The following is a 22,746-nucleotide window of genomic DNA, read 5'->3' as shown; positions in this document are numbered from 1 at the left end:
CCGGTCCTCCCGGCCGGGTGAACTCGTGTCCGCAACGGACGGCACGCATGATCGTCGCAGGTACTCGCGTCGATCTGTGCGGTTCGCCGCACGTGCTCGACATGGTTCGTGACCGGCTGGCAGGCGGTAAACCGCTGGCGATCGGGTCGGTGAATCTCGACCACATCCACCACTTCGGCGGCATCGAGCGGTCGCGCCTCAACCTGCCGGACGAGCGCCCGACCCACGAGTGGCTACTTCTGGCCGACGGCCAGCCGATCGTCGACAGGGCGAACGACCTGACCGGGACCAAGTGGCCGAGGTTGACGGGATCGGATCTGCTCCCGGACATCTTGCGTGTCGCGGAGACCATGGGCAGTTCCGTCGGATTCGTCGGGGGAACTCCTCGGGTGCACGAGTTGCTCGGCAAGCGGCTCCGTCGTGACTACCCGGCGATCGATGTGGTCGGGTACTGGGAACCGGACCGGACGACCGTCGAAAGTCCGACTCTCGCACGGGAGATGGCAGAGCAGGTCCGGACGGCCGGCGCCGACATCGTGGTCGTCAGTCTGGGTAAGCCGACCCAGGAACTCTGGATCGAGCAGTTCGGTGACGTGACCGGTGCGCGGCTGCTGCTCGCCTTCGGTGCCGCCGCGGACTTCATGGCCGGTGAGGTCTCACGAGCGCCGCACTTCTTCAGCGAACACGGGCTCGAATGGTTGTTCCGCCTGGCCATGGAGCCGCGGCGGCTCGCGCGTCGCTACGTCGTCCAGGGTCCGGAAGCATGGTTCCGTCTCCGCGGCGCCTACCTGGTGGCGGACTCGGATCCGTCGACCGAGAAGAAGGGCACCACGGCACGATGACGAGACGTTACGGAGTGGCCGTGATCGGCGCCGGCTACTGGGGACCGAACCTGGCCAGGAACTTTCGGGCACACCCGGCCTGGGATCTGGTGGCCGTCTGTGATCGTGACGAGTCCCGAGCGCACGCCGTTGTCGGCGAGCGGTCGACGGTGGACGTGGAGACCAGTGTCGAGGCCGTCCTGGCGCGCGCCGATGTCGACGCGGTGGCCATCGCCACACCGGCGGCGACGCACGCGAGTATTGCCCTGGCGGCTCTCGACGCGGGAAAGCATGTGCTGGTGGAGAAGCCGCTGGCCCCCGGCTCGGCGGACGCATCCAAGATGGTGCGGACGGCGAGCGACGCCGGCCTGACCCTGATGATCGACCACACCTACTGCTACACACCGGCCGTGCAGTACATCCACGACGTGATCGCGAAGGGAATGCTCGGCCGCATTCTCTACATCGAGTCCACCCGGATCAATCTCGGACTGATTCAGCCCGACGTCGACGTGTTGTGGGACCTTGCACCGCATGATCTTTCGGTGCTCGACTACATCCTTCCGGGTGGGCTGGCCCCGACTCGGGTGTCGGCCACGGAGTCCGACCCGCTGGGGTCCGGGAAGTCGTGCGTCTCGCACCTCACCGTCGAGATCGGTGACGGTGCGTCCGCGCACATCTCCGTGAACTGGTTGTCACCAACCAAGATTCGTCAGATGGTGATCGGTGGCAGCCACCGCACCCTGGTCTGGGACGACCTCGACCCGATCCGGCGAGTGTCGCTCCACGACCGTGGGGTGACGATGGGACAGCCCAGCCAGGACGACCGTCGACGCGCCGCCGTCTCGTATCGGCTGGGCGACATCACCGTGCCGGCCCTGGCGGAGACGGAAGCCTTGCGGCTCATGGTCGGCGAGTTCGCGGCCGCGATCCGGGAGGATCGGCCCGCTCGCACCGACGGTGCCGCCGGGCTCCGCGTGCTCTCGGTGCTCGAGGCCGCGTCGCACAGCGCCGCTCACCACGGTGAGGCCGTCCGGCCCCGCCACGTCGACTCCGAGACCGGGGACATGGAATGACCGAACTGAACGGTGCCACGGCTGTCGTCACGGGCGGTGCCGGCACGATCGGATCGACCATCGTCGATCAGCTCGTCGATGCCGGGTGCTCTCGAATCATCGCGCTCGACAACCTCACGCGGGGGCGTCGCGAGAACCTGGAGCAATCGCTCGAGGATCCGCGCGTCGAACTCGTCGAAGGCGACATCCGCGATCGCGATCTCGTGAACGACGTGGTGTCGGGCGCAGATGTGGTGTTCCACCAGGCGGCGATCCGGATCACACAGTGTGCCGAGGAGCCTCGGCTCGCACTCGAGGTATTGGTCGACGGGACCTTCACCGTGTTCGAGGCCGCCGCTGCGAACGGCGTCGACAAGATCGTGTCCGCCTCCTCCGCATCGGTGTACGGCCTCGCGGAGACGTTCCCGACCGGGGAGCGTCATCACCACCACAACAACGACACCTTCTACGGCGCGGCGAAGTCTTTCGGCGAGGGCATGCTCCGGAGTTTCCGCGCCATGTACGGCACCGATCACGTGTCCCTGCGGTACTTCAACGTCTACGGACCGAGAATGGACGTCCACGGTCTGTACACCGAGGTGCTCGTTCGGTGGATGGAGCGGATCACCGACGGGCGCTCACCCCTGATCTTCGGAGACGGCACTCAGACGATGGACTTCGCGTACACCGAGGACATCGCACGCGCCAACATTGCCGCCGCATCGTCCTCGATCGTGGACGGCGTCTACAACATCGGCAGTGGTCGTGAGACGAGCCTGCGGGAGCTGGCGGAGGCGTTGCTGCGCGTCATGGGCTCGGATCTTCCGATCGAGTTCGGGCCGGCCCGGACGGTCAACGCCGTGACCCGACGATTGGCCGACACATCATCCGCAGCAGTGGATCTCGGGTACTCGGCGTCGGTCGAACTGGAGGACGGTCTGCGGGCACTCGTCGACTGGTGGCGACCGCGTCGACACGCGGTGTCGGGCCTGACGGCGTCCGGTTCCGGTCTGACGGCGTCCACGACGTGACTCGGCTCGACGTCATGCGCCCCTGGCTGGGAGCCGAGGAGATCGCCGCAGTGACGGCGGCGCTCGAGTCCGGCTGGATCGCACAGGGTCCGCGTGTGGCGGAGTTCGAGGCCGCGTTCGCGCGCCGCATGGGCGTGCACCACGCAGTCGCGGTGAGCAGTTGCACGACCGGCCTGCACCTCGCTCTCGTAGTGGCGGGGATCGAACCGGGAGACGACGTCGTCGTGCCGTCGTTCTCCTTCGTCGCGACGGCGAACGCGGTGCGGTACGTCGGGGCTCGACCGGTCTTCGCCGACGTCGACCGGACGACGGGCAACATGGACGCGACCACGCTCGCGGCCGTTCTGACACCTCGGACGCGCGCGGTCGTCGCCGTCGATCAGGGCGGTGTGCCGGTGGCGATCGACCACATCCGGCAGGTCACCGACCCGCTGGGCATCGTGGTCGTCGAGGACGCCGCGTGCGGCGCCGGCGCGACCTACCGGGGTCGCCCCGTGGGTGTCGGTGCGGACATCGCGGCCTGGTCGTTCCACCCCCGCAAGATCCTCACCACCGGGGAGGGCGGGATGGTGACGACAGATCGTGCGGACTGGGCCCACCGTGCGCGGTCACTGCGTGAGCACGCCACCAGCAGATCCGCGGCGTCACGGCACGAGGACACTCTGCCCGCGGCCGAGACCTACACCGAGGTGGCCTACAACTACCGCATGACCGACCTGCAGGCCGCGGTAGGCCTGATCCAGTTGAGCAGGCTGGACGCCGTCATCGAGCGGCGTCGCGCACTCGCGCAGCGGTATCGGGACGCGTTCGCCGGTGTGCGCGGTCTGCGATGCGTGGCCGATCCCGAGAACGGGGAGGCGAACTTCCAGTCGTTCTGGGTCGAGATCGGACCGGATGCCGCGCGCAGCCGCGACGACTATCTCCGTGATCTGGCGGCCGACGACATCTCGGCGCGCAGGGGCATCATGGCCTCCCACGTGCAGCCCGCATATCAGGGCAGCGACGCGGTCGTCGGTGATCTGAGCGTGACGGAGCACCTGACCGCGTCGACGCTGATTCTGCCGCTCTTCCACGCGATGACGGACGACGAGCACCATCGTGTGGTCACGGTGATGGCGCAGCGCCCGTGAGTGTTCCGTGACGATCACCGACGACCATTCGGTGAAGGGTGCCATCGCCTGGGGCAGTGTGGGATCGATCGGGCTTCGTCTCGGCAGCCTCGGGGTGGGCATCTTCCTGGCACGCATGTTCGTGCCCGAGGACTTCGCCGTGTTCGCGGTCGCCTTGACGGTGTCGACGGTTCTCACCTCGATCGCCGACCTGGGCCTGTCCTCGGGCCTCGTTCGGTCGAAGGACCCGCACGGCGACGCACCGACGACGGCGACCATCAGCCTCGTCGTCGGGTGCGTCTTCGCCCTGGTGCTTCTCGCCGCCGCACCGCTGATCGAGCGCACGTTCGCCGTCGAGGGCTCGGCGGCGGTCGTGGCCGTGCTCGGGCTGTCGATCCCGCTGGCATCGGCGGGCGTCGTCCCGTACGCGTTCCTGTTGCGGCGGTTCGATCAGAAGTCCCTTCTGGCCGCCGCGTCCGCCGACTTCGTCGTCAGTGCGGCGGTGACCGTCGTCCTGGTACTGGCCGATGTGGGACCGATGTCGCTGGCCATCGCCCGGATCGCGGGTCAGCTGTGTGCGACGGGCGTGCAGTTCTTTCGTGCGGACATGCTGCCGCACTTCGGGTTCGACCGGTCGAGACTGCGGCCGGCCCTGGCGTTCGGAGCTCCGATCGCGGCAGCGAACGTGCTGTCCTGGTCGGTCGTGAGCATCGACAACCTCGTGGTGGCGAGAGTCGTGGGGGACGTCGCACTCGGCTTCTACGCACTCGCCTTCAACATCTCCACCTGGCCGACCAATGCGATGGGCACCATCGTGCGCGCGGTGGCTCTACCGTGGTTCGCACGGGAGTCCGAACAGGCCGGGGGGGTGGGCGGACGGCGGGGCGCACTCGCGCGGGCCGGTGCGCTCACCTGGGCAGGCGCTCTTCCGACCGGGGTGCTGCTCGCCGTGATGGCCGCACCCGTCATCTCGGTGCTCTACGGCGACCGCTGGACCGACGCATCAGGAGCCCTGGTGGCCCTCGGAGTGTTCGCGACACTGCGAGTCATGTTCGATCTCTTCGCGACCTACCTGCTCGCACACGGTGCATCGCGCGTGGTGCTGACGATCCAGGTGCTGTGGATCGGAATCCTGGTGCCGGCGAGCATCGTCGGTGCCCGTGTGGGGGGCATCGAGGGTGTCGGGTGGTCGCACACCGCGGTGGGCCTCGTCGTCGTCCTGCCCCTGTATCTGATCGCAGTGCACCGAGTAGGGGCGGACATCGGCGCGCTGGGTCGTGCGGCGATTCGTCCCCTGATGGCCTTCGTGCCCGCAGCGGCCGCGGCGTTCGCCGCAGTGTCCCTCATCTCGAACCCCTGGCTCGCCGTGGTCACCGGAGGCGGCGCGGCGGCGTGCGTCTACGCCGCAGCCCTGCACGGATGGGTCGTCGCCCTGATGAACGACGAGAACACCACCGCAGCACCGAGACGAGGAGTAGTTCGATGACGACTGTCGATCAGTCGATCGCCGCAGTTCGCCCTGCAGGAGGCCCGATCCCGCTGGTGGATCTCGGCGCCCAGATCAGCGAGATCCGCGACGAGTTGTGGCCGGCGCTCCGCCGGGTCGTGGACGACACGGCGTTCATCGGTGGGTCTCCGGTCCGGGAGTTCGAGAGTGCGTACGCCGACTATCTCGGCTCCACGCACTGCATCGGAGTGGCGAACGGGACCGACGCGCTCGAGATCGCCCTCCGCAGTGTGGGGGTCGGCCCGGGCGACGAGGTGGTGGTTCCCGCGAACAGCTTCGTCGCGTCCGCCGAAGCGGTCGAGCGAATCGGTGCCGTGACGGTGTTCGCGGACGTCGATCCGGACCATCTGCTTCTCGATCCGGCATCCTGTGCGGAGGTCCTGACACCCCGCACGCGTGCGATCGTTCCCGTGCACCTGTTCGGTCAGGTGGCCCCGGTGGAGGATCTGGTGTCGTCGTGCGCGCGCGCGGGAATCTCGATCGTCGAGGACTGCGCCCAGGCACAGGGCGCACGGCGGGGTGGACGGACGGCCGGAACGCTGGGCGACGTGTCCGCCACCAGTTTCTATCCTGGTAAGAACCTGGGTGCCGTGGGTGACGCGGGTGCAGTGGTGACGTCGAACGACGAGGTCGCTCGGACTGCGCGCATGCTCGGCGCGCACGGCAGCGTGGCGAAGTATCACCACGAGATTCTCGGTTTCAATTCCCGCCTCGACGCGGTGCAGGCGGTCGTGTTGTCGCTCAAGCTGTCTCGGCTCGACGACTGGAACACCCGCCGCAGGTCCGCGGCCGCGCGGTACGAGCAGATGTTGGCCGACGTGCCCGAGGTGGTGACGCCGCAGTCGGCGTCGGGGAACGACGACGTGTGGCACCTCTACGTGGTCCGCGTCCAGGATCGGGATCGTGTCGTCACGCGTCTCGGCGAACTGGGTATCGGTGCGGGAGTGCATTATCCCGTCCCACTGCACCTCACACCCGCCCTCGCGCACCGTGGGCGTGGGGTCGGGGCGCACCCGGTGGCGGAGGCGGCTGCCGGTGAGATCCTGTCGTTGCCGCTGCACCCGCACATCACCGAACAGCAGCAACAGACGGTGGTCGCCGCACTGGTGAGTGCGATCCGGGGGTCGTCGTGACGAGGTCGTCCCGCGTCGGCAGGCTCGTGTCCTCGGGCTCGGTTCACGAGTTGACGCAGCGAGTGGTACGCCGTCTCTACGACCGGACCGGCGCTCACAGACTGGAGTTCCCGATCCGCGTCGGCGACATCGTCGACTCGTCGTCGGTGCGTCTGCCACCGCCGTCCACGAGGCAGATGTCCGACGCGCTGGTGGTCGGATGGGTGTGTTCTCCGCCGGGAGCAGCATCCGGGGGACACGCGACGATGTTCCGGATGGTGGCGGCGCTGGAGGATGCCGGACACGAGTGCCGAATTCTCCTGTACGACCCGCACGGGGTCGATCTGGCGCGGAATCGAGAGACGATCAGGGCCAGGTGGCCACATGTCCGGGCCGCGGTGGAGGACATCGACGCCGGCCTCGGTGTCGCGGACGCGTACGTCGCCACGTCCTGGCAGTCGGCTCACGTCCTCGCCGGCCGGAGTGACATCCCCGGAACGAGACTCTACTTCGTGCAGGACTACGAACCGTACTTCTACCCGCCGGGCAGTGAGTACGCACTGGCGGAGGACACCTACCGCTTCGGCTTCCACCTTCTGGCACTGGGTCACATGGTGCACGACGAGATCCGCACGAACGTGGGAGTCGACAGTTCGGTGATCGAGTTCGGTTGCGACACGGACACGTATCGGTTGCGCGGAGCGACTCCCCGTCACGGGATCGCCTTCTACTCGAGGCCGGACACGGCGCGACGAGGGTCGATTCTGGCCGGCGTGGCGCTGGACGAGTTCCACGCCCGACGACCCGATCAGACCATTCACCTGATCGGCCCGCGTCCGTTGACCATGTCCGCTCCCGCCGTCGAGCACGGTGTGCTCACCCCGGAAGAGCTGGCGGCTCTGTACAACTCGTGTGTCGGAGGAATAGGGCTCTCGTTCACGAACATCTCGCTGGTGGTGGAGGAGATGGCGATGTGCGGCGCCGTTCCCGTCGTCAACGAGTCGCCGCGAGCACGCGCCGATGTGGTGCATCCCGGTGTGGTGTGGGCGCAACCCACACCCGGTGCGCTCGCCACGGCGCTCTGCGACGTCGTCGACCACCACGACGTGACGGGAAGAGCGAGCGCCATGGGGCGCGCGCGCCGTCCGGGGTCCTGGGACCGATCCGGTCGGTCGCTGGTCACAGCACTGACGCTCGCAGTTCGGAACGAGGTCGAGAGAGTGATGACGCCGTGAGAATTCTCGTCATACCGCACCAGATGTCCATGGGAGGCAGCCAGATCAATGCGATAGAGCTGGCCGCCAAGGTGCGCGACATGGGACACCACGTGGTGCTGTACGCACCGCACGGCGTCCTCGATCCGCTCGTCGACGAGGTCGGGGTGCCCCGCATCGTCAAACGAACCGACGCGGACCTGTCACCAGGGTCCGTCCGGAGGCTCGTCGACATCGTCCGACGTGAACGTATCGATCTGATCCATGCGTACGAGTGGGGTCCGAGCCTGGAGGCGACGTTCGGGCCGCACCTGAGGTTCGGGGTGCCCGTACTCATGACGGTGCTGTCGATGGTCGTCGACGATTTCCTGCCCCGGCATCTGCCCATGACTCTCAGTACCCGCGAGATGGTGGACCAGAGGCGCGCGGTGCACGAGAGAGTGCTACTCACCGAGCCGCCCATCGACACCGATCTCAACACTGCCGGTGATCGTGCGGTGGCCCGCGCCGTCTTCGGATTCGAGGACGACGAGATCGTGGTGACCACGGTCTGCCGACTGACCTCCGACCTCGAGAAGCTCGAGGGCACACTCGTCGCCCTCGACGTTCTCGGCCGACTCGCGCACGATCGACGCGTGACGATGGTGATCGTGGGAGACGGTACCGGTCTCGACGAGGTCAGGCGACGAGCGGACATCGTCAATGCCGATCACGGCCGCACCGTGATCCACGTGACGGGACAGCTGCTCGATCCGCGGCCGGCGTACGACGCCGCCGACGTCATGATCGGGATGGGCAGCTCGGCCCTGAAGGGTCTCGCGTTCGGGAAGCCTCTGGTGGTGCAGGGTGAGGGCGGTTACTGGAAGCTGCTGACTCCCGACACCGTCGACGAGTTCCTCTACGCGGGATGGTTCGGCCGGGGAGGGCGCGGTGCCGCCGACTTCGAACCGGAGATCGTGCGCGTGCTCGATGACCGGGCCCTGCGCACCGAACTGGGTGCGTACGGCCTCGAACTGGCTCGGCGACGGTACTCGTTGACGGTCCTGGCGTCGGCACTCGAGTCGATGTACGAGGACGTCCTGTCGAGTGCGCCGGGGCGTGAACCACGCGCGCTCGCGCGATCGGCTCGCGAGGTTGCGAAGTTCCTCGCGTACAGGGTCGTACATCCGTCACCGGTCGCGTCGTCCGCCGACGGCCGGACCGCCTGACACCGTGCGTCGGGTCCCGTTCCCGCTCGCGAGTACCGCTGACGGTCGACGAGCGACCGTGTCGGTCGTCGTCCCCTGCTTCGACTACGCGCACTTCCTGCCGTCGGCGGTGATGTCCGTCCTCGACCAGACGGAGGTCGACGTGGAGGTCGTGATCGTCGACGATGCGTCGACGGACGACAGCCTCGCCGTGGCCACCGCTCTGGCGGAACGCTTCTCGATGGTCTCCGTCCTGGCACACACCACCAACCGCGGCCCGGTCGAGACCTTCAACGATGGTCTGGCCTGCGCACGCGGGGAGTTCCTGGTACGCCTGGACGCCGACGACATGCTGACACCCGGCTCGCTCGAGCGGTCCGCACGAGTGCTGCGGGACCGGCCCGGTGTGGGAATGGTGTACGGCCACCCCCTGCACGTGTCCGGGGACGTGTGTCCGGCGCCGTCCACCCGGATCAGGGACGTGACCATCTGGTCCGACGGGGAATGGCTGCGCGACCGGTGCGTCGATGCACTCAACGTGGTGACCTCGCCGGAAGTCATGATGCGAATGTCGCTGGTGAACGAGGTCGGAGGTCAGATGCCGCTCGCCCACACCCACGACATGGAGATGTGGTTCAGACTGGCAGCGTTCGCGGACGTCGCCTACATCCGCGGTGTGGATCAGGCCTGGCATCGCGACCACCCCGCCAGTCTGTCCGCCCGCGAGGTGGATCCGATGCGCGACCTGTCGGAGCGGCGCGCGGCCTTCGACACCCTGTTCTCCGGTCCAGCAGGTGAGGTGGACGGCGCCGCGGAGATGTACGCCGCCGCTCGGAACGCTCTCGCTCGCGACGCCCTGCAGCGTGCCCGCGGGGCTTTCGACCGGCGCGCGGTCGATCTCGACCTCGTGGACCGCTGTCGAAGGTTCGCGGCCGACGTCGACCCGGGCATCATCGGCACGACGGCGTGGGCCACCGTCGACGCGAGAGTGCGCCGCGGAGCGGGATCGGCTGTCCGCCCGTCCTACGTCGCCGACAGGGTCGCCCGCCGACTGCGGTCACAGGCCGCATGGCGGCGGTGGCACCGCGACGGCGTCTACTGACGATCGGCTTCGTCTCGCGTCCGAGCCGAGCGATCGGCCGTGTCTCCGTTCGGTCGCCCGATGCGCGGTGTGGGTCGTACGGAGCTGCCGGTCCGTGACCTGGTGACGGTCGTCGTGGTCGTCTCGTCCGGTGTCCGATGTTGCACGGTCAGAGCCGGTGTGGTGGCCGGTGTCGGCCGACGCGCGGGGATGACCGACGGCATGCTCGGTGGGCGTTGTCTCGTCGAGGTCTTCGGCTCCACGGTGGTCGCGGAGCGTGTGGTGGCGGATTCCCGTGCCGGTACGGGATTCGGTCCGGTGCCGTCGACCCGGTCGATCGGCGTGCCGGTCGGCGTCGTGGTGGGCCGACCGTGCGGCCGCGCCGGGATTCTGGTGGGCGCGGGCGTGGCCGCCGGAGTCTGCGGCCGTGGGGACGGCAGGGACGGTTCGGGAGCCGGCAGAGCCGACACCACGGGTACCGGACGCGTGACCTCCTGATCGTCCGACACGGGTGTCGCGCGACGGAGGTCGAGCGTGCTCGTCGTCCCGTCGTCCGGCCGGGTCCGAGTCGACGGCTCCACCGGGGGCTTCGACGGGGTCCGTCGACGGTCGTCCAGCGCACGGGCCACGGAGATGGCGCCGACCAGCAGCACGATGCCGCCGATTCCGGCCACCGCAGCATTGCGAAGACGGCTCGACACTCGCTCCACGGCTCCGGTGGGGATGTTGATCGGCTGGATCGTGATCATGAACTCCGGGGACGCGCCGTTCACCGACTGAGCGTCCCGTACCTGGACACTCAGCAGTTCGCCCAGTCGTGCAGCGGTCGCGACGGCCACGGCAGGGTCGGGTGCCGACGCGGTGATGGTCAGGATCTGAGCGGTGGTGGCGAGGCCCTGGCCGACAGTGAACTCGGTCGACAGCCCCTCGTTCTCGAGGATCGAACCGACGTCCTCCGACGACAGACGAGTGCGACCGACCTCGAGTACGAGTGTGGGATCGGTGGATCGGAGATACGGATTGTCAGCTCTGGCACCGAGTTCCGGGTCCGCGTCGATCGCGAGATCGCTGGGCAGCGACGGGGTGATCATCGCGTAGGACGACGATGCCTGGTACGCGCGCGGACCGAAGAAGAGCGCTCCCACGACCAGTGCACCGGCGAGCACGGCGAACGGTAGGGCGATGTACTTGTGACGCCACACGATGCGCACGACTGTCATCGGATCCATAGCGAGAGCCTTTCGGTGATCATGAGGGTGCGGCCGATCCGCGAGGTGCCGTGTTCCGAGCGATCATCCAGACCGCTCCGGACAACCCGACGAAGATCGGGAAGACGATGGTGAAGACCGGGAACGACAGCGAGTCGAACACTGCCGAACCGACGGCGGCGACGGCGCACGCGGCCCCGACGCTTGCCGCCAGCAACCGAAGCGACGGCTCACTCGACCAGAACGCCACTCCCACAGCCGCTACGACGGGCGTGAGCATGAAGAGCATCAGTGCGACCACGCCGACGAGCCCGAGTTCGATGGCACTGTTGAGGTATTCGTTGTCCAGGATCTGCAGGGCATTGGTCGGCATGTAGGTTGCCGGTCCGCTACCGAAGAACGGGTGACGTTCGATCATCGCCTGAATTCTCGGGTAGTTGTTCACGCGCGTGAGCAGCGACGGATCCGACTCGGCGTCCGCGAACAGCGTGGCCCGAAGCGTGGCGATCAGACCGGGTACGGACACGAAGAGAACCACCACGACGAAGGGGATGGCGATCGCCGACCAGCGACGCGCGAAACGGGGGAGGAACGGCACAGTGACGATCGCCCCGACGACCAGACCGAGAATGGCTGACCGCGACACCGTGATGACGGAAGCGAATGCAATTGCACCACATTGGGTCCAGTGCACCCAGGCCCGTCCGGACGGGTCGTGGAGCGCCCGCCACACCGCGAGCGGAAGGACCATCGCGAGGACGAGTCCCAGTTCGATCGGAGTGAAGGTGTTGCCGGCGACCCGAGTCAGCAGACCGCGCGCCTGGAAGGTCGTCGCTCCACCGTTGTCCGTCATCCCGACCATCAGAGTGCGGACGTGGTCGAGCGGGTCCGTCTTCATGACGAACTGGTACAGCGCGACGGCCGCACACACCGTCGCCGCGCGAACGAAGGTACGCGACAGTGTCATCGCGTGGTCCAGGGTGCGGACGGTCTCCGCGGTGACGGCGATGAGGGCCGTGATCGCGAACATCGTCAGGATCCACCGATCCGCGGACGCTCGCTGCACCTCGTCGACGTCGGACATGCGGATGTAGGACAGGACGGACGACAGCCACAGTGCTGCGAGTCCGATCCGTGCGGGGTGGCGATGAGGAATGGGGTCGTGTGCGCGCCACACCACGGCAGCGGCCCACACGACGAACATCGCGATGGCAACCAGCATCGCGGCGTATCCCACGGCCCCGATGGGTGCGAACACCATGTTGGCGGGAAGCACCAGAGCCGCCACGACGATGATCCGAAGCAACAGCGGGATCGCACCGACTGACGACTCCGGGCCGGCGCGACGTCCCGGAGGCACTGTGCTGCTTACCATGTGGTGGTTCCTCGCGATCGGCCGCGCAGAGCGGTGAGGTCGGTCGTGCACCCCCCGATGAACCAACCGTCGTCGATAACATACCGCACGACTGCTCTTCGGGTCGGTTCCGAGGAGAAGGATCGATCGATCGAATGACACCTTGCCCATCGGTATGGTTTCCGGGTTCGAGAGATGGAACAGTGGGCCCCACAACGAGACACCGCCGCTCGTCGGGTGTGTATTACGGTGCTCGACTTCCGAGAGGTTCTCCGTCATGAGACGCACACGAGTCGGCACGGTTCTCGCGGTCCTGGTCCTCGCGATCAGCGGGTGCACCGCGATCGAACCGCCGGGGACGTCGACCGCGTCTCCCACGCCCGTCTCGTCCTCGTCCGTGGTCGTGCGTCAGGTCGACGGTGGTCCCGACTTCTACTCGCGCTTCACCGACTCTCTGCCCGACGACCCCGACTTCTTCCCCATGGCGGTGTGGTCCGAGTCGGTGGTCGACGACACGGGGTGGCCCGTGGAGAAGGCCGCCGGCATCAACGTGTATCTCGAGCCGACGGCGGACACGGACCTGCAACGCATCGCCGACAACGGTATGTACGCGATCACGAGCTCGAGCACACCGGAGGGCCCGGTGGCCGGCTACTTCACCGCCGACGAGGCGGACATGTGGGCGGGACCCGGAAGTGCTGCGGCTACCGGACTCAGGCCGGGCGAAGGGGATGTCTGCGAACCGTCCGACGAGCCGTGCGGGTACTCGGTGATGGCGAAGGCCGCCGAGGGCGCGCCGGACGGGGCTCTGCGTTTCACCAACTACGGCAAGGGAGTCGCGTACTGGGAGTCGGACGAGCAGGCCGGCCGCTTCGTGAACGAGTACCAGGACGTGGTGTCCGCGGACGTGTACTGGTTCACCGACCCCTCGGTGTGCGCCGGGACCGAGGGCGGCGGGCTGGTCAACGACGGCGAGACCGTTCCGGACGACAGGTGCCGTCTCGCCGCCAACTACGGGCGGACGGTGGAGCGCGTTCGGTCGCTCGTCGATCCGCCGGGAAGCCGACCGGTGTGGGGATTCGTCGAGGTGGGACATCCGTTCCGTGAGGAGTGGGCCCCCACCATCACGGTGCCGGAGATCCGAGCCGCCGTGTGGAGCAGTCTCATCGCCGGAGCCCGCGGAATCACCTACTTCGTTCACAACTTCGGGGGGCCCTGTCCCACCCAGCACGCGATTCGTGACTGCGGCAGCGAATTGAGGGAGGGAATCGCGAGAACCGGTCGGGAGGTCGCGGAACTCGCCCCGGTCCTGAACTCCCCCTCGGTGGACGGACTGGTGCATCACGACTCCCGGATCGCGACGTCGACCCGCATCCACGGTGATGCGCTCTACATTCTCGCCGGATCCACCGAGCCGGGTCCGGTCGACGCGGAGATCACCGTCGACTGCGCGGTGTCGACGGCGTCGGTGGTCGGCGAGGGTCGCGACGTCCCGATCACCGACGGCCGCATCTCGGACACGTTCGAGGACGGCAACGCCGTCCACGTCTACCAGTTGCCGGGCGGCGCAGCATGTCTGACCTGACGCGGACGATCGAGATCGTGACACCGTCCTATGCACCCGATCTGGCGCTCTTCGAGGACCTGCACAGTTCGGTGGTGCGATTCACTGCCGGCGAGGTTCGGCACAGGGTGATCGTGCCGCGCCGGGACGAGGCGCTGTTCACGGCGATCGGGTCCGCTCGTCTGGTGGTCTCGACCGTCGACGATGTCCTGCCGGCGTCATTCGTGTCGGTCGCCGCCGTGACCGACATGGTCCGGCGGCTCAGCCGGGTGTCGGCGATAGGAAAGATCCAACAACTGGATCTGACGCGCCCGTGGCTCCCGGTACGGGGATGGATCGTGCAACAGGTCGTGAAGATCGCCATCGCGGCGGAGTCCACGGCATCCGTGGTCCTGCTGGCGGATTCGGACCTGGCGTTCGTGTCCACAGTGGCGGCGGACGACTTTCTGCGTGACGGTGTCGTCCGCCTGTACTCGAGAGCAACAGGGGTACATGCCGGAATGGCGGATCATCTGGATTGGCATCGGTCGGCTCGCCGGTTGCTCGGCCTGGACGAGACTGTGACCCCTCCGTTGCCGGATCACATCTGTGGCCTCGTCGCGTGGGACCCACGCCTCGTGCGCTCGATGGTGGACCACATCGCCGCCGTGGGCGGTCGTCACTGGATCCGCTGTGTCACCGCGGAACGTCATGTGTCCGAGTTCATCCTGTACGGCACGTACGTCGCCGAACTCGCCGATACACGTGACCGATCGTTCCTGTCCGATGATCCGCGGTGCCTCAGCCACTGGAGCACCGACACCCTGATGGAAAGCGACGGGCTCGCGTTCGCGTCGGCGGCACGCCCGTCCGACATCGCCGTCCAGATCCAGTCCACCTCGTGCACGACGCCGGAGACGCGGCGGTATCTCACCGAGTCCGTGATCGCCCGTCTGGCTCGGTGACTCCCGCCGGCGGCACAGGCTGGTCCGGCAGTGTCTGCCGTCGTGAGGTGAGATCGTCGCGCAGAGCGGACAGACTTCGTCCCACCAGTTCTCGGGCCAGCGCGACCGGATACATGGCCAGCGCGACGCCGATGCCGGCGATCTGAGCGGCAACAGTGGTCGGGTCCTCGCCGATGGCCAGAGGGAGAACCAGATTGACCAGACACTGTGCGATGAAGCACGCGAGGCTCCGCGACCCGATGATCCGTACGGCCCGCACCGCTGCAGGGGCACGGGACACGGCCGTTCTGGCGCACTGGTATAGCACGACGAAGGCGCACCACGCGAGAACGATGCGACCGGGACCGCACTCGGCCTTCCCGAACACCACCTCCTGCACGCCGTCGTTCGGCAGGAGGACAGCGATCGCAGCCACCACCGTTCCTGTCACGATCGCAGCAGACAGGGCGCGAGGGCCACGGAGGACTGCGACGACGGTCGGCCATCGCCACCCGAGCAGGTAGGCGCCCGTGAACAGGAATTGCCAGCAGGCGACATCGAAGAACGCGTCACCGTACGGGCGATTGGGAAGAGCGCCGTGCGTCGACACCGACCCCGCCGTGTACACCAGAGCGCTCAGCACGAGGACGAGCACACCTCGTCTGGCAGCCAGTAACGGCGCACTGACGGCTGTGGAGAGAAGCAGCACGACGTACATGGACAGCATGTCGACGTTGCCGGGATTCACCTGCAGTGTGAGCGTCCAGAAGATCAAGCGGGACAACGACTCGGGTCCTCGATCCGGGAGTCCGTCGAGATGGGCGAGGAATCCGTCGACGATCGCGAGACCCACGATGGCGATGTGGGCGACGTAGAGGAGGGCGGTGCGCTTCAGCCGTCGGGTGCGGAGCGCCGCGACACCGTGCGCGCGCGCGGTCCTCCCGTGCACCATGCCCAGGACGAGACCGGACATGAGGACGAAACCCGAGGCACCGTCCACCCAGGGTTGGAAATGCACGATTCTCCACACCGTCGACCCCGACGAGAGGTGCGTCAGAACCATGCTGAGAACGCAGAGGCCGCGGACGACGTCGATGGCATCGTCTCTACCGAGTCTCGGAGAGGGTGAGATCGCGGGCGTCGACGAAGAGTACGGATCGTTCACGACCTGCTCGTGTCGTCGCGGGCCCATCGGGCGGACGTGCGCCGAGACGCGCGTCGGCCCAGGGCGGCGAAGAGGCAGTACACCGCCGCGTCCAGCAGTGTTCCGGGACCGTGGACGGTACCGGCGACGTGCCGGAGCGTCCCGGTCGAGCTGGTGGTGGCAGGGGCGTCGCGGTTGCCCGAGTAGTTGCGCGACAGTACGGCGATCAAGGCTGCAGGAGTGCGGGGAACGAGCACGACGACGGGATCGGTGTCCACGACGGTCTTCTCGTCGGTCGCGAACGCCGCGTCCACCACGACGTCGTCGGCGACCACGTCGGGGAACCGGCCCACCCTCGCGTGACCCTCCTCGGACAGGGCATAGCAGCCCGCGCCCCAGAGGTGGGATCGGACGAGGGGGAGCGAGGACCGCGCGCGGTAGTAACGCCGGACCAGGTGGCCCGCCCCCGTCGCGTCGTACCGCGACGCGGGTCGGGCAGCGAGCAGCGTGCCGTCGGCCAGGGCGGTCACCAGATCGACGACGGCCGCAGGTGTGATGACGACGTCGGCATCTAGATACACGCGTGGCCACAGCTCGGCCACCTCGTCCGCGCTGTTCATCGCCGCTGTCTTCGACGCGACGCCCAGGTCGAGAACACGGACACCCGGGCGACCTGCTGCGATGCGAGCGGTGTCGTCGGTGCAGCCGTTGCACGCGACGATCACCTCCACGACACCTCGGGCGGCCAGGTCGGCGAGTGCGTCGAGCGTCCGGGCGATGACGCGGGACTCGTTGTGCGCCGGGATGACGACCGAGCCCATGTCCCGACACTCTGTCGGACCGGGGGTCTCGGCTCGGAGGAGGTTCGACCACTCGTGGCGCCTGGCAACAGCCCGGTAGGTTGCCCTGTGCCCCGATGACCAGCAGCGCAAGGCCTCACCGAGCAGGGTCACCGCGTGGAACGCGACGACGAACGGCCGTGCGTGATACTTCTGGACGTAGCGAATCTTGTTGACGGTCAGTAGATCTGCCAGCGCCTGTGAGCTCCCGGACCCGCCGCCGGTGTGCTCCACCCGGGCCTCGGGAACGTACAGGACGAGTCCGTGGGAACGAAGCCTGCGGAAGTAGTCGGTCTCCTCCGAGTAGAGGAAGAAGCGTTCGTCCCACGGGCCTACCGCGTCGAGCGCTCCCGCCGACATCATCATCGCCGCCCCGGTGGCCCACTCGATGGAATGGGCGCGGTCGTAGACCGCGACGTCGCGGATCGTCTCGCTCGCCCACACAGGCCTGCGAGGCAGGCGGGCGCCCAGCATCGCGTCGACGAGGGTGGCGGGCAGGCGAGGCTCACGTCGGAGAGAGAACGACAGTCGGCCGTCGACGTCGTGCAGACGCGGGACAGCGGCGACCACGCCCGGTTCACGCAGGGCGGCACGCAGTGCGGTGACGCAGCCCGGCTGCACGACGCAGTCTGGATTGAGGATCAGCACGGCGCGAGTGGCCCCGATGCGTGACCGCGCGACGTTGATCGCGCCCGCGTACCCCAGATTCACCTCTCCGGCGACCACGATGACGTCATCGTGGGCGGCCAGAGTCGACGCCGTGCCGTCTCCGGAGTTGTTGTCGACCACCACCACTCGTATCGACGACACCGCGGCCTCCGACCGCAGACTGTCGACGAGCGTGCTGATCGAGTCCGCATTGCGGTATGTCACGATCACGACGGCGACATCGGCCGTCGACTCGTCCGTGGTGAAGCGATCCTGTCGAACGAGGGAGTCCGGCCGTGCAGGAGGGGCGATCACGGTCGGAGTGGGGTGGCCGAGGGGTACACGCCGTCATCGCGCAGTTCGTGTGCGACCCCGCACTCACACGTGAGGTCCTCCGCGAGACGGGCACCGCATCGGCACACCCATCCGATCTGCCGGGCCGGGTTGCCGACGACGAAAGCGTGGCGCGGCACGTCGCGGTTCACCACTGCTCCGGCTCCGACGAAGGACGATTCCCCGACCGTCACCCCGCACACGACGACGACACCGGCACCCAGCGTCGCACCACGCCGGATCAGAGTGGACGACAACGATTCCCCTGATCGGCTGATGTGAGCGCGCGGGCGCAGATCGTTCGTGAAGGTGACGCCGGGACCCAGGAAGACCTCGTCCTCGACCGTCACGCCGTCGAACAGCAGGACGCGGTTCTTCACGGTGACACCGTCGCCGATCCGTACACCGCCCTCGACGAAGACGTGGTCGCAGATGTTGCAGTCCGAGCCCACGACCGCGCCCGAGAGGATGTGCGCGAAGGCCCAGACCCGGGTGCCGGGACCGACGTGCGTGCTCTCGCACAGCGCGGCAGGATGAACGTACGGTCCGGTCTCACTGTCGGCGTGCTCACGCCGGGCCCCCGTGGCGATGCCCATTTCTCCCCTGACCGCTCACGTCCTCCCCGAAACCGACCTCGATCCTGCTGGAACGGCATGTCGCGGGTGATGAGTTCGAATCTAGAGTGGCCGAGTCGGTCTGACCAGTCGTTCATACGACTGACCGACTCAGATGTGCCCGACCGACGACCGCACCCCTCCCCGAACCCGCGGAACCGGCGAGTCGAGGAGGGGTGCGGAGGAGGAATTACGACGAGGAGTCAGCGCAGGGTGCCCGTCAGGAACGGGTAGCCCTTCTTCGGGTGCTTCAGCGCCACGTCCCACTGCCCCGGCCCGACGCCCGTGCCCACCCGCTCGGCGTACACGTTGATCTTGGCGGGCAACACGATCGGCTTGCCGAAGCGCACCGAGTACGTGACACGGTCCTGGATCTTGCCGTCGACGGCGCTGAGTACGGCCGCCGCACTCCACATCCCGTGAGCGATGGTGCGCGGGAAGCCGAAGGCCTTGGCGCCCAGCGACGAGACGTGGATCGGGTTGCGGTCACCACTCACCGCCGCGTAGCGCGAGATGGTCTTCTGGTCCACCCGCAGAGTCGAGGTGGGCGGCGGCGGGACCTCGTCGGCCGGCGGTGCCTCGCGAGGTCCACCGGACAGCGACGTCTTCTGCAGGCTGAGGAAGGTGGACGTCTGACGCCACACCAGCTCACGGCCCACCGACACGTCGCTGACGACGTCGACGAGCAGCCCCTTCCGGTGCTCGCGGACGTTCTCCGCGTGCACCGCGATGTCGAGCGGCTCCGAGGTCCCGATGGGGCGGAAGCTCTCGATCACGTTCTCCGCGTGCACCGATCCCATGGCTGCGAACGGGAAGTCCTTGGACACCATGAGGGACATCACGGTGGGGAACACCAGGGTGAAGGGGTAGGTCAGCGGCAGGGTGTCGCTGAGACGGAGGCCGGTCACCTTGGCGTACGTCGCGAGATTGTCCCGATCGATCCGGATTCCGCCGAGGGTGTACGTCGCGTCCGGTGCCGTCGGCGTGCGCTTGCCGCCGCCGATGATCGGCAGCGAGTCGAGAGCCGCGCGGGTGTAGATGTCGCGGATCCTCGGCGGGCCGTCGAGCGGGATCACCGTGGCCACGTCGCTCACGCTCCGATCAGGGACTGGCCGCACACGCGGACGACCTGACCGGTGACGGCGTTGGAGGCCGGGCTCGCGAAGTACGCGATGGTCTCCGCGACGTCGACGGTCTGGCCGCCCTGCAGCAGCGAGCTCATCCGGCGGCCGGCCTCGCGAGTGGCGAACGGAATGGCCGCGGTCATGGCCGTCTCGATGAAGCCGGGCGCCACCGCGTTGATGGTGATGTCCTTCTTCGCCAGTTCGGGTGCCTCGGCGTGCACCAGGCCGATGACGCCGGCCTTGGACGTGCCGTAGTTGGTCTGGCCGCGGTTGCCGGCGATGCCCGCGATGGAGGACACGTCGATCACGCGGCCGCCGTCGTTCAGCGTGCCGGACTTCACCAGAGCGGTGGTGAGGCGGTGCGGCGCTGCGAGGTTGACGCCGATGACGGAGTTCCACCGGCCGTCGTCCATGTTGGCGAGGAGCTTGTCGCGCGTGATGCCGGCGTTGTGGACGACGATGTCGAGGCCGCCGCTGTGGCGCTCCTTCACGTGCTTCTCGAGCACCTCGGCGGCGTCGGGAGCCGTGACGTCGAGTGCCAGCGACGTGCCGCCGACCTTGTTGGCTGTCTGCGAGAGGGCCTCGCCGGCCGCGGGGATGTCGGCGCAGATGACGTGCGCGCCGTCGCGTGAGAGAACCTCGGCGATGGTGGCGCCGATGCCACGGGCGGCGCCGGTGACCAGAGCGACCTTGCCCTCGAGCGGCCGGTCCCACGAGGCGGGGGCCGTGGACCCGTCCTTGCCGACGGCGATGACCTGGCCGGACACGAACGCGGACTTGGCCGAGAGCAGGAAGCGCAGGGTGGACTCGACACCGGACAGGTCCGGCGCGGCGTCGGGGGAGACGTAGACCAGCTGCGCGGTGCCGCCGCGGCGCAGTTCCTTGCCGACGCTGCGGGTGAAGCCCTCGAGCGCGCGCTGAGCGATGTGCTCCTCGATGTCGCCGGTCTCCTCGGGCGTGGTGCCGAGGACGACGACGCGGCTCGACGGTCCGAGGTTTCGGACCGCGGGCTGGAAGAACTGGTACAGCTGCTCGAGCTGCTCGATGTTCTCGATGCCGGTGGCGTCGAACACGAGGCCGCCCAGCTTGTCGTCGTGCGGGCTCGCGGCGGGGTAGTCCGAGAGCAGCACGCGCAGCGGCTCGACGAGGCGACCGCTGCCGCCGATCAGGACCGGGCCGGCGAGCGGAGGCTCACCCGGCTGGTAGCGACGCAGAGTCTCCGGCTTCGGCAGTCCCGCCTGCTTGGCGAGAAACGCGCCGGGAGCAGAGGAGAGGAACTGCGAGTAGAGGTCAGGGGCTCCCTTGGTGGCTGCCATGTTCCTACCTTCGTGTCGGGTATGTCGAACGGTATCGACAAGTAACTTACTCGTGAGTAAGAATAGAGTCCACGACGAAGCGGCCCCGACTGTGGCCGCGCCATCTGCGCACAGGGAGAATCGTTCGATGACCAGCAAAGAGAAGCGCCCCGTCGCGATCCTCGGTGGAAACAGAATACCGTTCGCGCGCTCGAACAAGGTGTACGCCAACGCCTCGAACCAGGACATGTTGACGGCGGCCGTCGACGGTCTCGTCTCCCGCTTCAACCTGCAGGGTGAGCGGCTCGGCCTCGTGGCCGGTGGTGCGGTGCTCAAGCACAGCCGCGACTTCAACCTCACCCGCGAGGTCGTCCTGGGCAGCGCACTGAGCCCGTACACCCCGGCGTTCGACCTGCAGCAGGCCTGCGGCACGAGCATGCAGACGGTCATCGCCGTCGGCGATGCCATCGCGTCGGGCCGGATCGACGTGGGAATCGGCAGCGGTGTCGACACCACGTCCGACGCGCCCATCAGCGTCAACAACGAGCTGCGCGAGTTCCTGCTCACGCTCAACCGGGCGAAGAGCACCGCCGACCGCCTCAAGCTGCTCGCGGGCGTCCGCCCGTCGATGCTGGGGATCGAGATCCCGAAGAACGGCGAGCCCCGCACCGGCATGTCGATGGGCGAGCACGCCGCCGTCACGGCCAAGGAGTTCGGCGTGCGCCGCGAGGACCAGGACGCCCTCGCCGCGGCCAGCCACCAGAACATGGCGAAGGCCTACGACAGTGGCTTCTTCGACGACCTGGTCACCCCGTACCTCGGTCTGACCCGCGACGACAACCTGCGTCCGGACTCCACGGCCGAGAAGCTGGCCAAGCTGAAGCCCGTGTTCGGCACCTCGCTGGGCGACGCCACGATGACGGCCGGCAACTCGACGCCGCTCACCGACGGCGCGTCCTCCGTGCTGCTGTCCACCGACGAGTGGGCCGCGCAGCACAACCTGCCGGTGCTCGCGCACCTCGTCGACTCGGAGTTCGCGGCCGTGGACTACATCCACGGCAACGGCTCGTACAAGGACGGCCTGCTCATGGCGCCGACGTACGCCATCCCGCGTCTGCTCGAGCGCAACGGCCTGACGCTGCAGGACTTCGACTACTACGAGATCCACGAGGCCTTCGCCTCCGTGGTGCTCGCGACGCTGCAGGCCTTCGAGAGCGACGAGTACTGCAAGGAGCGTCTGGGTCTCGACGGTGCGCTGGGATCGATCGATCGCAGCAAGCTGAACGTGAACGGCTCCTCGCTGGCCGCGGGTCACCCGTTCGCGGCGACCGGCGGACGCGTCGTGGCCACACTCGCGAAGATGTTGGCGCAGAAGGGTTCCGGCCGCGGACTCATCTCCATCTGTGCCGCCGGTGGCCAGGGCATCACGGCCATCGTGGAGGCCTGAGCCTCCCGTACCGAACACGAGGACCCGGCTGCGAGGGGTGGCCGGGTCCTCTGCCGTTTCCCGGACCGAGCGGTCTGCGTCTGGCACAGTGGCGGGGTGCAGCGGTGGCGAGGCGAGAGTGGGTCCTGCGCGACCC

At 67.9% G+C, this 22,746-nt stretch carries 19 protein-coding genes; 12 read left to right on the top strand and 7 right to left on the bottom strand.

Annotated elements, in window-relative coordinates:
• The first annotated feature begins 47 nt into the window (after nucleotides 1–47).
• From HQ308_RS10355 to HQ308_RS10315, 9 genes are read left to right on the top strand one after another with little or no spacing between them, the layout of a single operon-like run.
• Complete coding sequence (locus HQ308_RS10355) at nucleotides 48–842, top strand: WecB/TagA/CpsF family glycosyltransferase (RefSeq protein WP_222646333.1); 795 nt, start codon at nucleotides 48–50, stop codon at nucleotides 840–842.
• Nucleotides 839–1,897 (top strand): Gfo/Idh/MocA family protein, encoded by a 1,059-nt coding sequence (locus tag HQ308_RS10350; RefSeq protein WP_222646332.1) that lies wholly within the window; start codon nucleotides 839–841, stop codon nucleotides 1,895–1,897. The genes HQ308_RS10355 and HQ308_RS10350 overlap by 4 nt, the downstream gene beginning before the upstream one ends.
• Complete coding sequence (locus tag HQ308_RS10345) at nucleotides 1,894–2,907, top strand: SDR family NAD(P)-dependent oxidoreductase (protein ID WP_222646331.1); 1,014 nt, start codon at nucleotides 1,894–1,896, stop codon at nucleotides 2,905–2,907. Before HQ308_RS10350 ends, HQ308_RS10345 begins: the two co-directional genes overlap by 4 nt.
• Nucleotides 2,904–4,037, top strand: coding sequence for a DegT/DnrJ/EryC1/StrS aminotransferase family protein (locus HQ308_RS10340; RefSeq protein WP_222646330.1), 1,134 nt, complete (start codon nucleotides 2,904–2,906; stop codon nucleotides 4,035–4,037). Before HQ308_RS10345 ends, HQ308_RS10340 begins: the two co-directional genes overlap by 4 nt.
• Nucleotides 4,038–4,044: 7 nt before the next feature.
• A complete protein-coding gene (locus HQ308_RS10335; RefSeq protein WP_056441285.1) occupies nucleotides 4,045–5,502 on the top strand; it encodes an oligosaccharide flippase family protein in 1,458 nt (485 codons plus the stop codon).
• Nucleotides 5,499–6,656 (top strand): DegT/DnrJ/EryC1/StrS aminotransferase family protein, encoded by a 1,158-nt coding sequence (locus tag HQ308_RS10330; protein ID WP_056441287.1) that lies wholly within the window; start codon nucleotides 5,499–5,501, stop codon nucleotides 6,654–6,656. The genes HQ308_RS10335 and HQ308_RS10330 overlap by 4 nt, the downstream gene beginning before the upstream one ends.
• Nucleotides 6,653–7,870, top strand: coding sequence for a hypothetical protein (locus HQ308_RS10325; protein WP_222646329.1), 1,218 nt, complete (start codon nucleotides 6,653–6,655; stop codon nucleotides 7,868–7,870). Before HQ308_RS10330 ends, HQ308_RS10325 begins: the two co-directional genes overlap by 4 nt.
• Nucleotides 7,867–9,057 (top strand): glycosyltransferase, encoded by a 1,191-nt coding sequence (locus HQ308_RS10320; RefSeq protein WP_222646328.1) that lies wholly within the window; start codon nucleotides 7,867–7,869, stop codon nucleotides 9,055–9,057. Before HQ308_RS10325 ends, HQ308_RS10320 begins: the two co-directional genes overlap by 4 nt.
• Before the next feature lie 58 nt (nucleotides 9,058–9,115).
• Nucleotides 9,116–10,138: a glycosyltransferase family A protein gene (locus HQ308_RS10315; RefSeq protein WP_222646327.1), complete on the top strand. Its 1,023-nt coding sequence runs from the start codon at nucleotides 9,116–9,118 to the stop codon at nucleotides 10,136–10,138.
• Here the strand turns inward: HQ308_RS10315 and HQ308_RS10310 are convergent.
• Nucleotides 10,132–11,337, bottom strand: coding sequence for a hypothetical protein (locus tag HQ308_RS10310; protein WP_222646326.1), 1,206 nt, complete (start codon nucleotides 11,335–11,337; stop codon nucleotides 10,132–10,134). The genes HQ308_RS10315 and HQ308_RS10310 overlap by 7 nt on opposite strands.
• A 28-nt stretch (nucleotides 11,338–11,365) precedes the next feature.
• A complete protein-coding gene (locus HQ308_RS10305) occupies nucleotides 11,366–12,700 on the bottom strand; it encodes an O-antigen ligase (RefSeq protein WP_222646325.1) in 1,335 nt (444 codons plus the stop codon).
• Between the two features lie 256 nt (nucleotides 12,701–12,956).
• Here HQ308_RS10305 and HQ308_RS10300 point away from each other — a divergent pair, with 256 nt between their 5' ends.
• Nucleotides 12,957–14,264, top strand: a complete 1,308-nt coding sequence (locus HQ308_RS10300; RefSeq protein WP_056441306.1) for a hypothetical protein — start codon at nucleotides 12,957–12,959, stop codon at nucleotides 14,262–14,264.
• A gap of 17 nt (nucleotides 14,265–14,281) precedes the next feature.
• Nucleotides 14,282–15,187 (top strand): DUF6492 family protein, encoded by a 906-nt coding sequence (locus HQ308_RS10295; protein WP_222646324.1) that lies wholly within the window; start codon nucleotides 14,282–14,284, stop codon nucleotides 15,185–15,187.
• Here the strand turns inward: HQ308_RS10295 and opgC are convergent.
• From opgC to HQ308_RS10270, 5 genes are all read right to left on the bottom strand, one after another.
• On the bottom strand, nucleotides 15,153–16,358 hold the full coding sequence (gene opgC, locus HQ308_RS10290) for an OpgC domain-containing protein (protein ID WP_261775944.1): 1,206 nt from the start codon (nucleotides 16,356–16,358) through the stop codon (nucleotides 15,153–15,155). The genes HQ308_RS10295 and opgC overlap by 35 nt on opposite strands.
• Entirely contained in the window at nucleotides 16,328–18,112 is a 1,785-nt protein-coding gene (locus HQ308_RS22930; RefSeq protein WP_082544287.1) for a glycosyltransferase family 2 protein, read from the bottom strand. The genes opgC and HQ308_RS22930 overlap by 31 nt, the downstream gene beginning before the upstream one ends.
• Complete coding sequence (locus HQ308_RS10280; protein WP_056441315.1) at nucleotides 18,109–18,726, bottom strand: acyltransferase; 618 nt, start codon at nucleotides 18,724–18,726, stop codon at nucleotides 18,109–18,111. The genes HQ308_RS22930 and HQ308_RS10280 overlap by 4 nt, the downstream gene beginning before the upstream one ends.
• 221 nt (nucleotides 18,727–18,947) lie before the next feature.
• On the bottom strand, nucleotides 18,948–19,829 hold the full coding sequence (locus HQ308_RS10275; RefSeq protein ID WP_051613473.1) for a MaoC/PaaZ C-terminal domain-containing protein: 882 nt from the start codon (nucleotides 19,827–19,829) through the stop codon (nucleotides 18,948–18,950).
• Between the two features lie 5 nt (nucleotides 19,830–19,834).
• A complete protein-coding gene (locus HQ308_RS10270; RefSeq protein ID WP_056441320.1) occupies nucleotides 19,835–21,184 on the bottom strand; it encodes a 3-oxoacyl-ACP reductase in 1,350 nt (449 codons plus the stop codon).
• A gap of 127 nt (nucleotides 21,185–21,311) precedes the next feature.
• Between HQ308_RS10270 and HQ308_RS10265 the strand changes: the two genes are divergently transcribed.
• On the top strand, nucleotides 21,312–22,610 hold the full coding sequence (locus tag HQ308_RS10265) for an acetyl-CoA C-acetyltransferase (protein WP_056441321.1): 1,299 nt from the start codon (nucleotides 21,312–21,314) through the stop codon (nucleotides 22,608–22,610).
• Nucleotides 22,611–22,746 lie beyond the last annotated feature (136 nt).

It is taken from the genome of Rhodococcus sp. BP-241, from assembly GCF_019836145.1.
Classification (GTDB): domain Bacteria; phylum Actinomycetota; class Actinomycetes; order Mycobacteriales; family Mycobacteriaceae; genus Rhodococcoides.
The sequence above is the reverse complement of the archived record's forward strand: the minus strand, read 5'-3'. Positions and strand labels throughout refer to the sequence as shown.

Excerpts from the sequence above, each read along its gene's own strand:
- HQ308_RS10350 (WP_222646332.1), top strand. The coding sequence starts at position 839 with ATGACGAGACGTTACGGAGTGGCCGTGATCGGCGCCGGCTACTGGGGA.
- HQ308_RS10265 (WP_056441321.1), top strand. The coding sequence starts at position 21,312 with ATGACCAGCAAAGAGAAGCGCCCCGTCGCGATCCTCGGTGGAAACAGA.
- HQ308_RS10305 (WP_222646325.1), bottom strand. The coding sequence starts at position 12,700 with ATGGTAAGCAGCACAGTGCCTCCGGGACGTCGCGCCGGCCCGGAGTCG.
- opgC (WP_261775944.1), bottom strand. The coding sequence starts at position 16,358 with ATGGGCCCGCGACGACACGAGCAGGTCGTGAACGATCCGTACTCTTCG.
- HQ308_RS10270 (WP_056441320.1), bottom strand. The coding sequence starts at position 21,184 with ATGGCAGCCACCAAGGGAGCCCCTGACCTCTACTCGCAGTTCCTCTCC.
- HQ308_RS10300 (WP_056441306.1), top strand. The coding sequence starts at position 12,957 with ATGAGACGCACACGAGTCGGCACGGTTCTCGCGGTCCTGGTCCTCGCG.
- HQ308_RS10330 (WP_056441287.1), top strand. The coding sequence starts at position 5,499 with ATGACGACTGTCGATCAGTCGATCGCCGCAGTTCGCCCTGCAGGAGGC.
- HQ308_RS10280 (WP_056441315.1), bottom strand. The coding sequence starts at position 18,726 with ATGGGCATCGCCACGGGGGCCCGGCGTGAGCACGCCGACAGTGAGACC.
- HQ308_RS10310 (WP_222646326.1), bottom strand. The coding sequence starts at position 11,337 with ATGACAGTCGTGCGCATCGTGTGGCGTCACAAGTACATCGCCCTACCG.
- HQ308_RS10345 (WP_222646331.1), top strand. The coding sequence starts at position 1,894 with ATGACCGAACTGAACGGTGCCACGGCTGTCGTCACGGGCGGTGCCGGC.
- HQ308_RS10355 (WP_222646333.1), top strand. The coding sequence starts at position 48 with ATGATCGTCGCAGGTACTCGCGTCGATCTGTGCGGTTCGCCGCACGTG.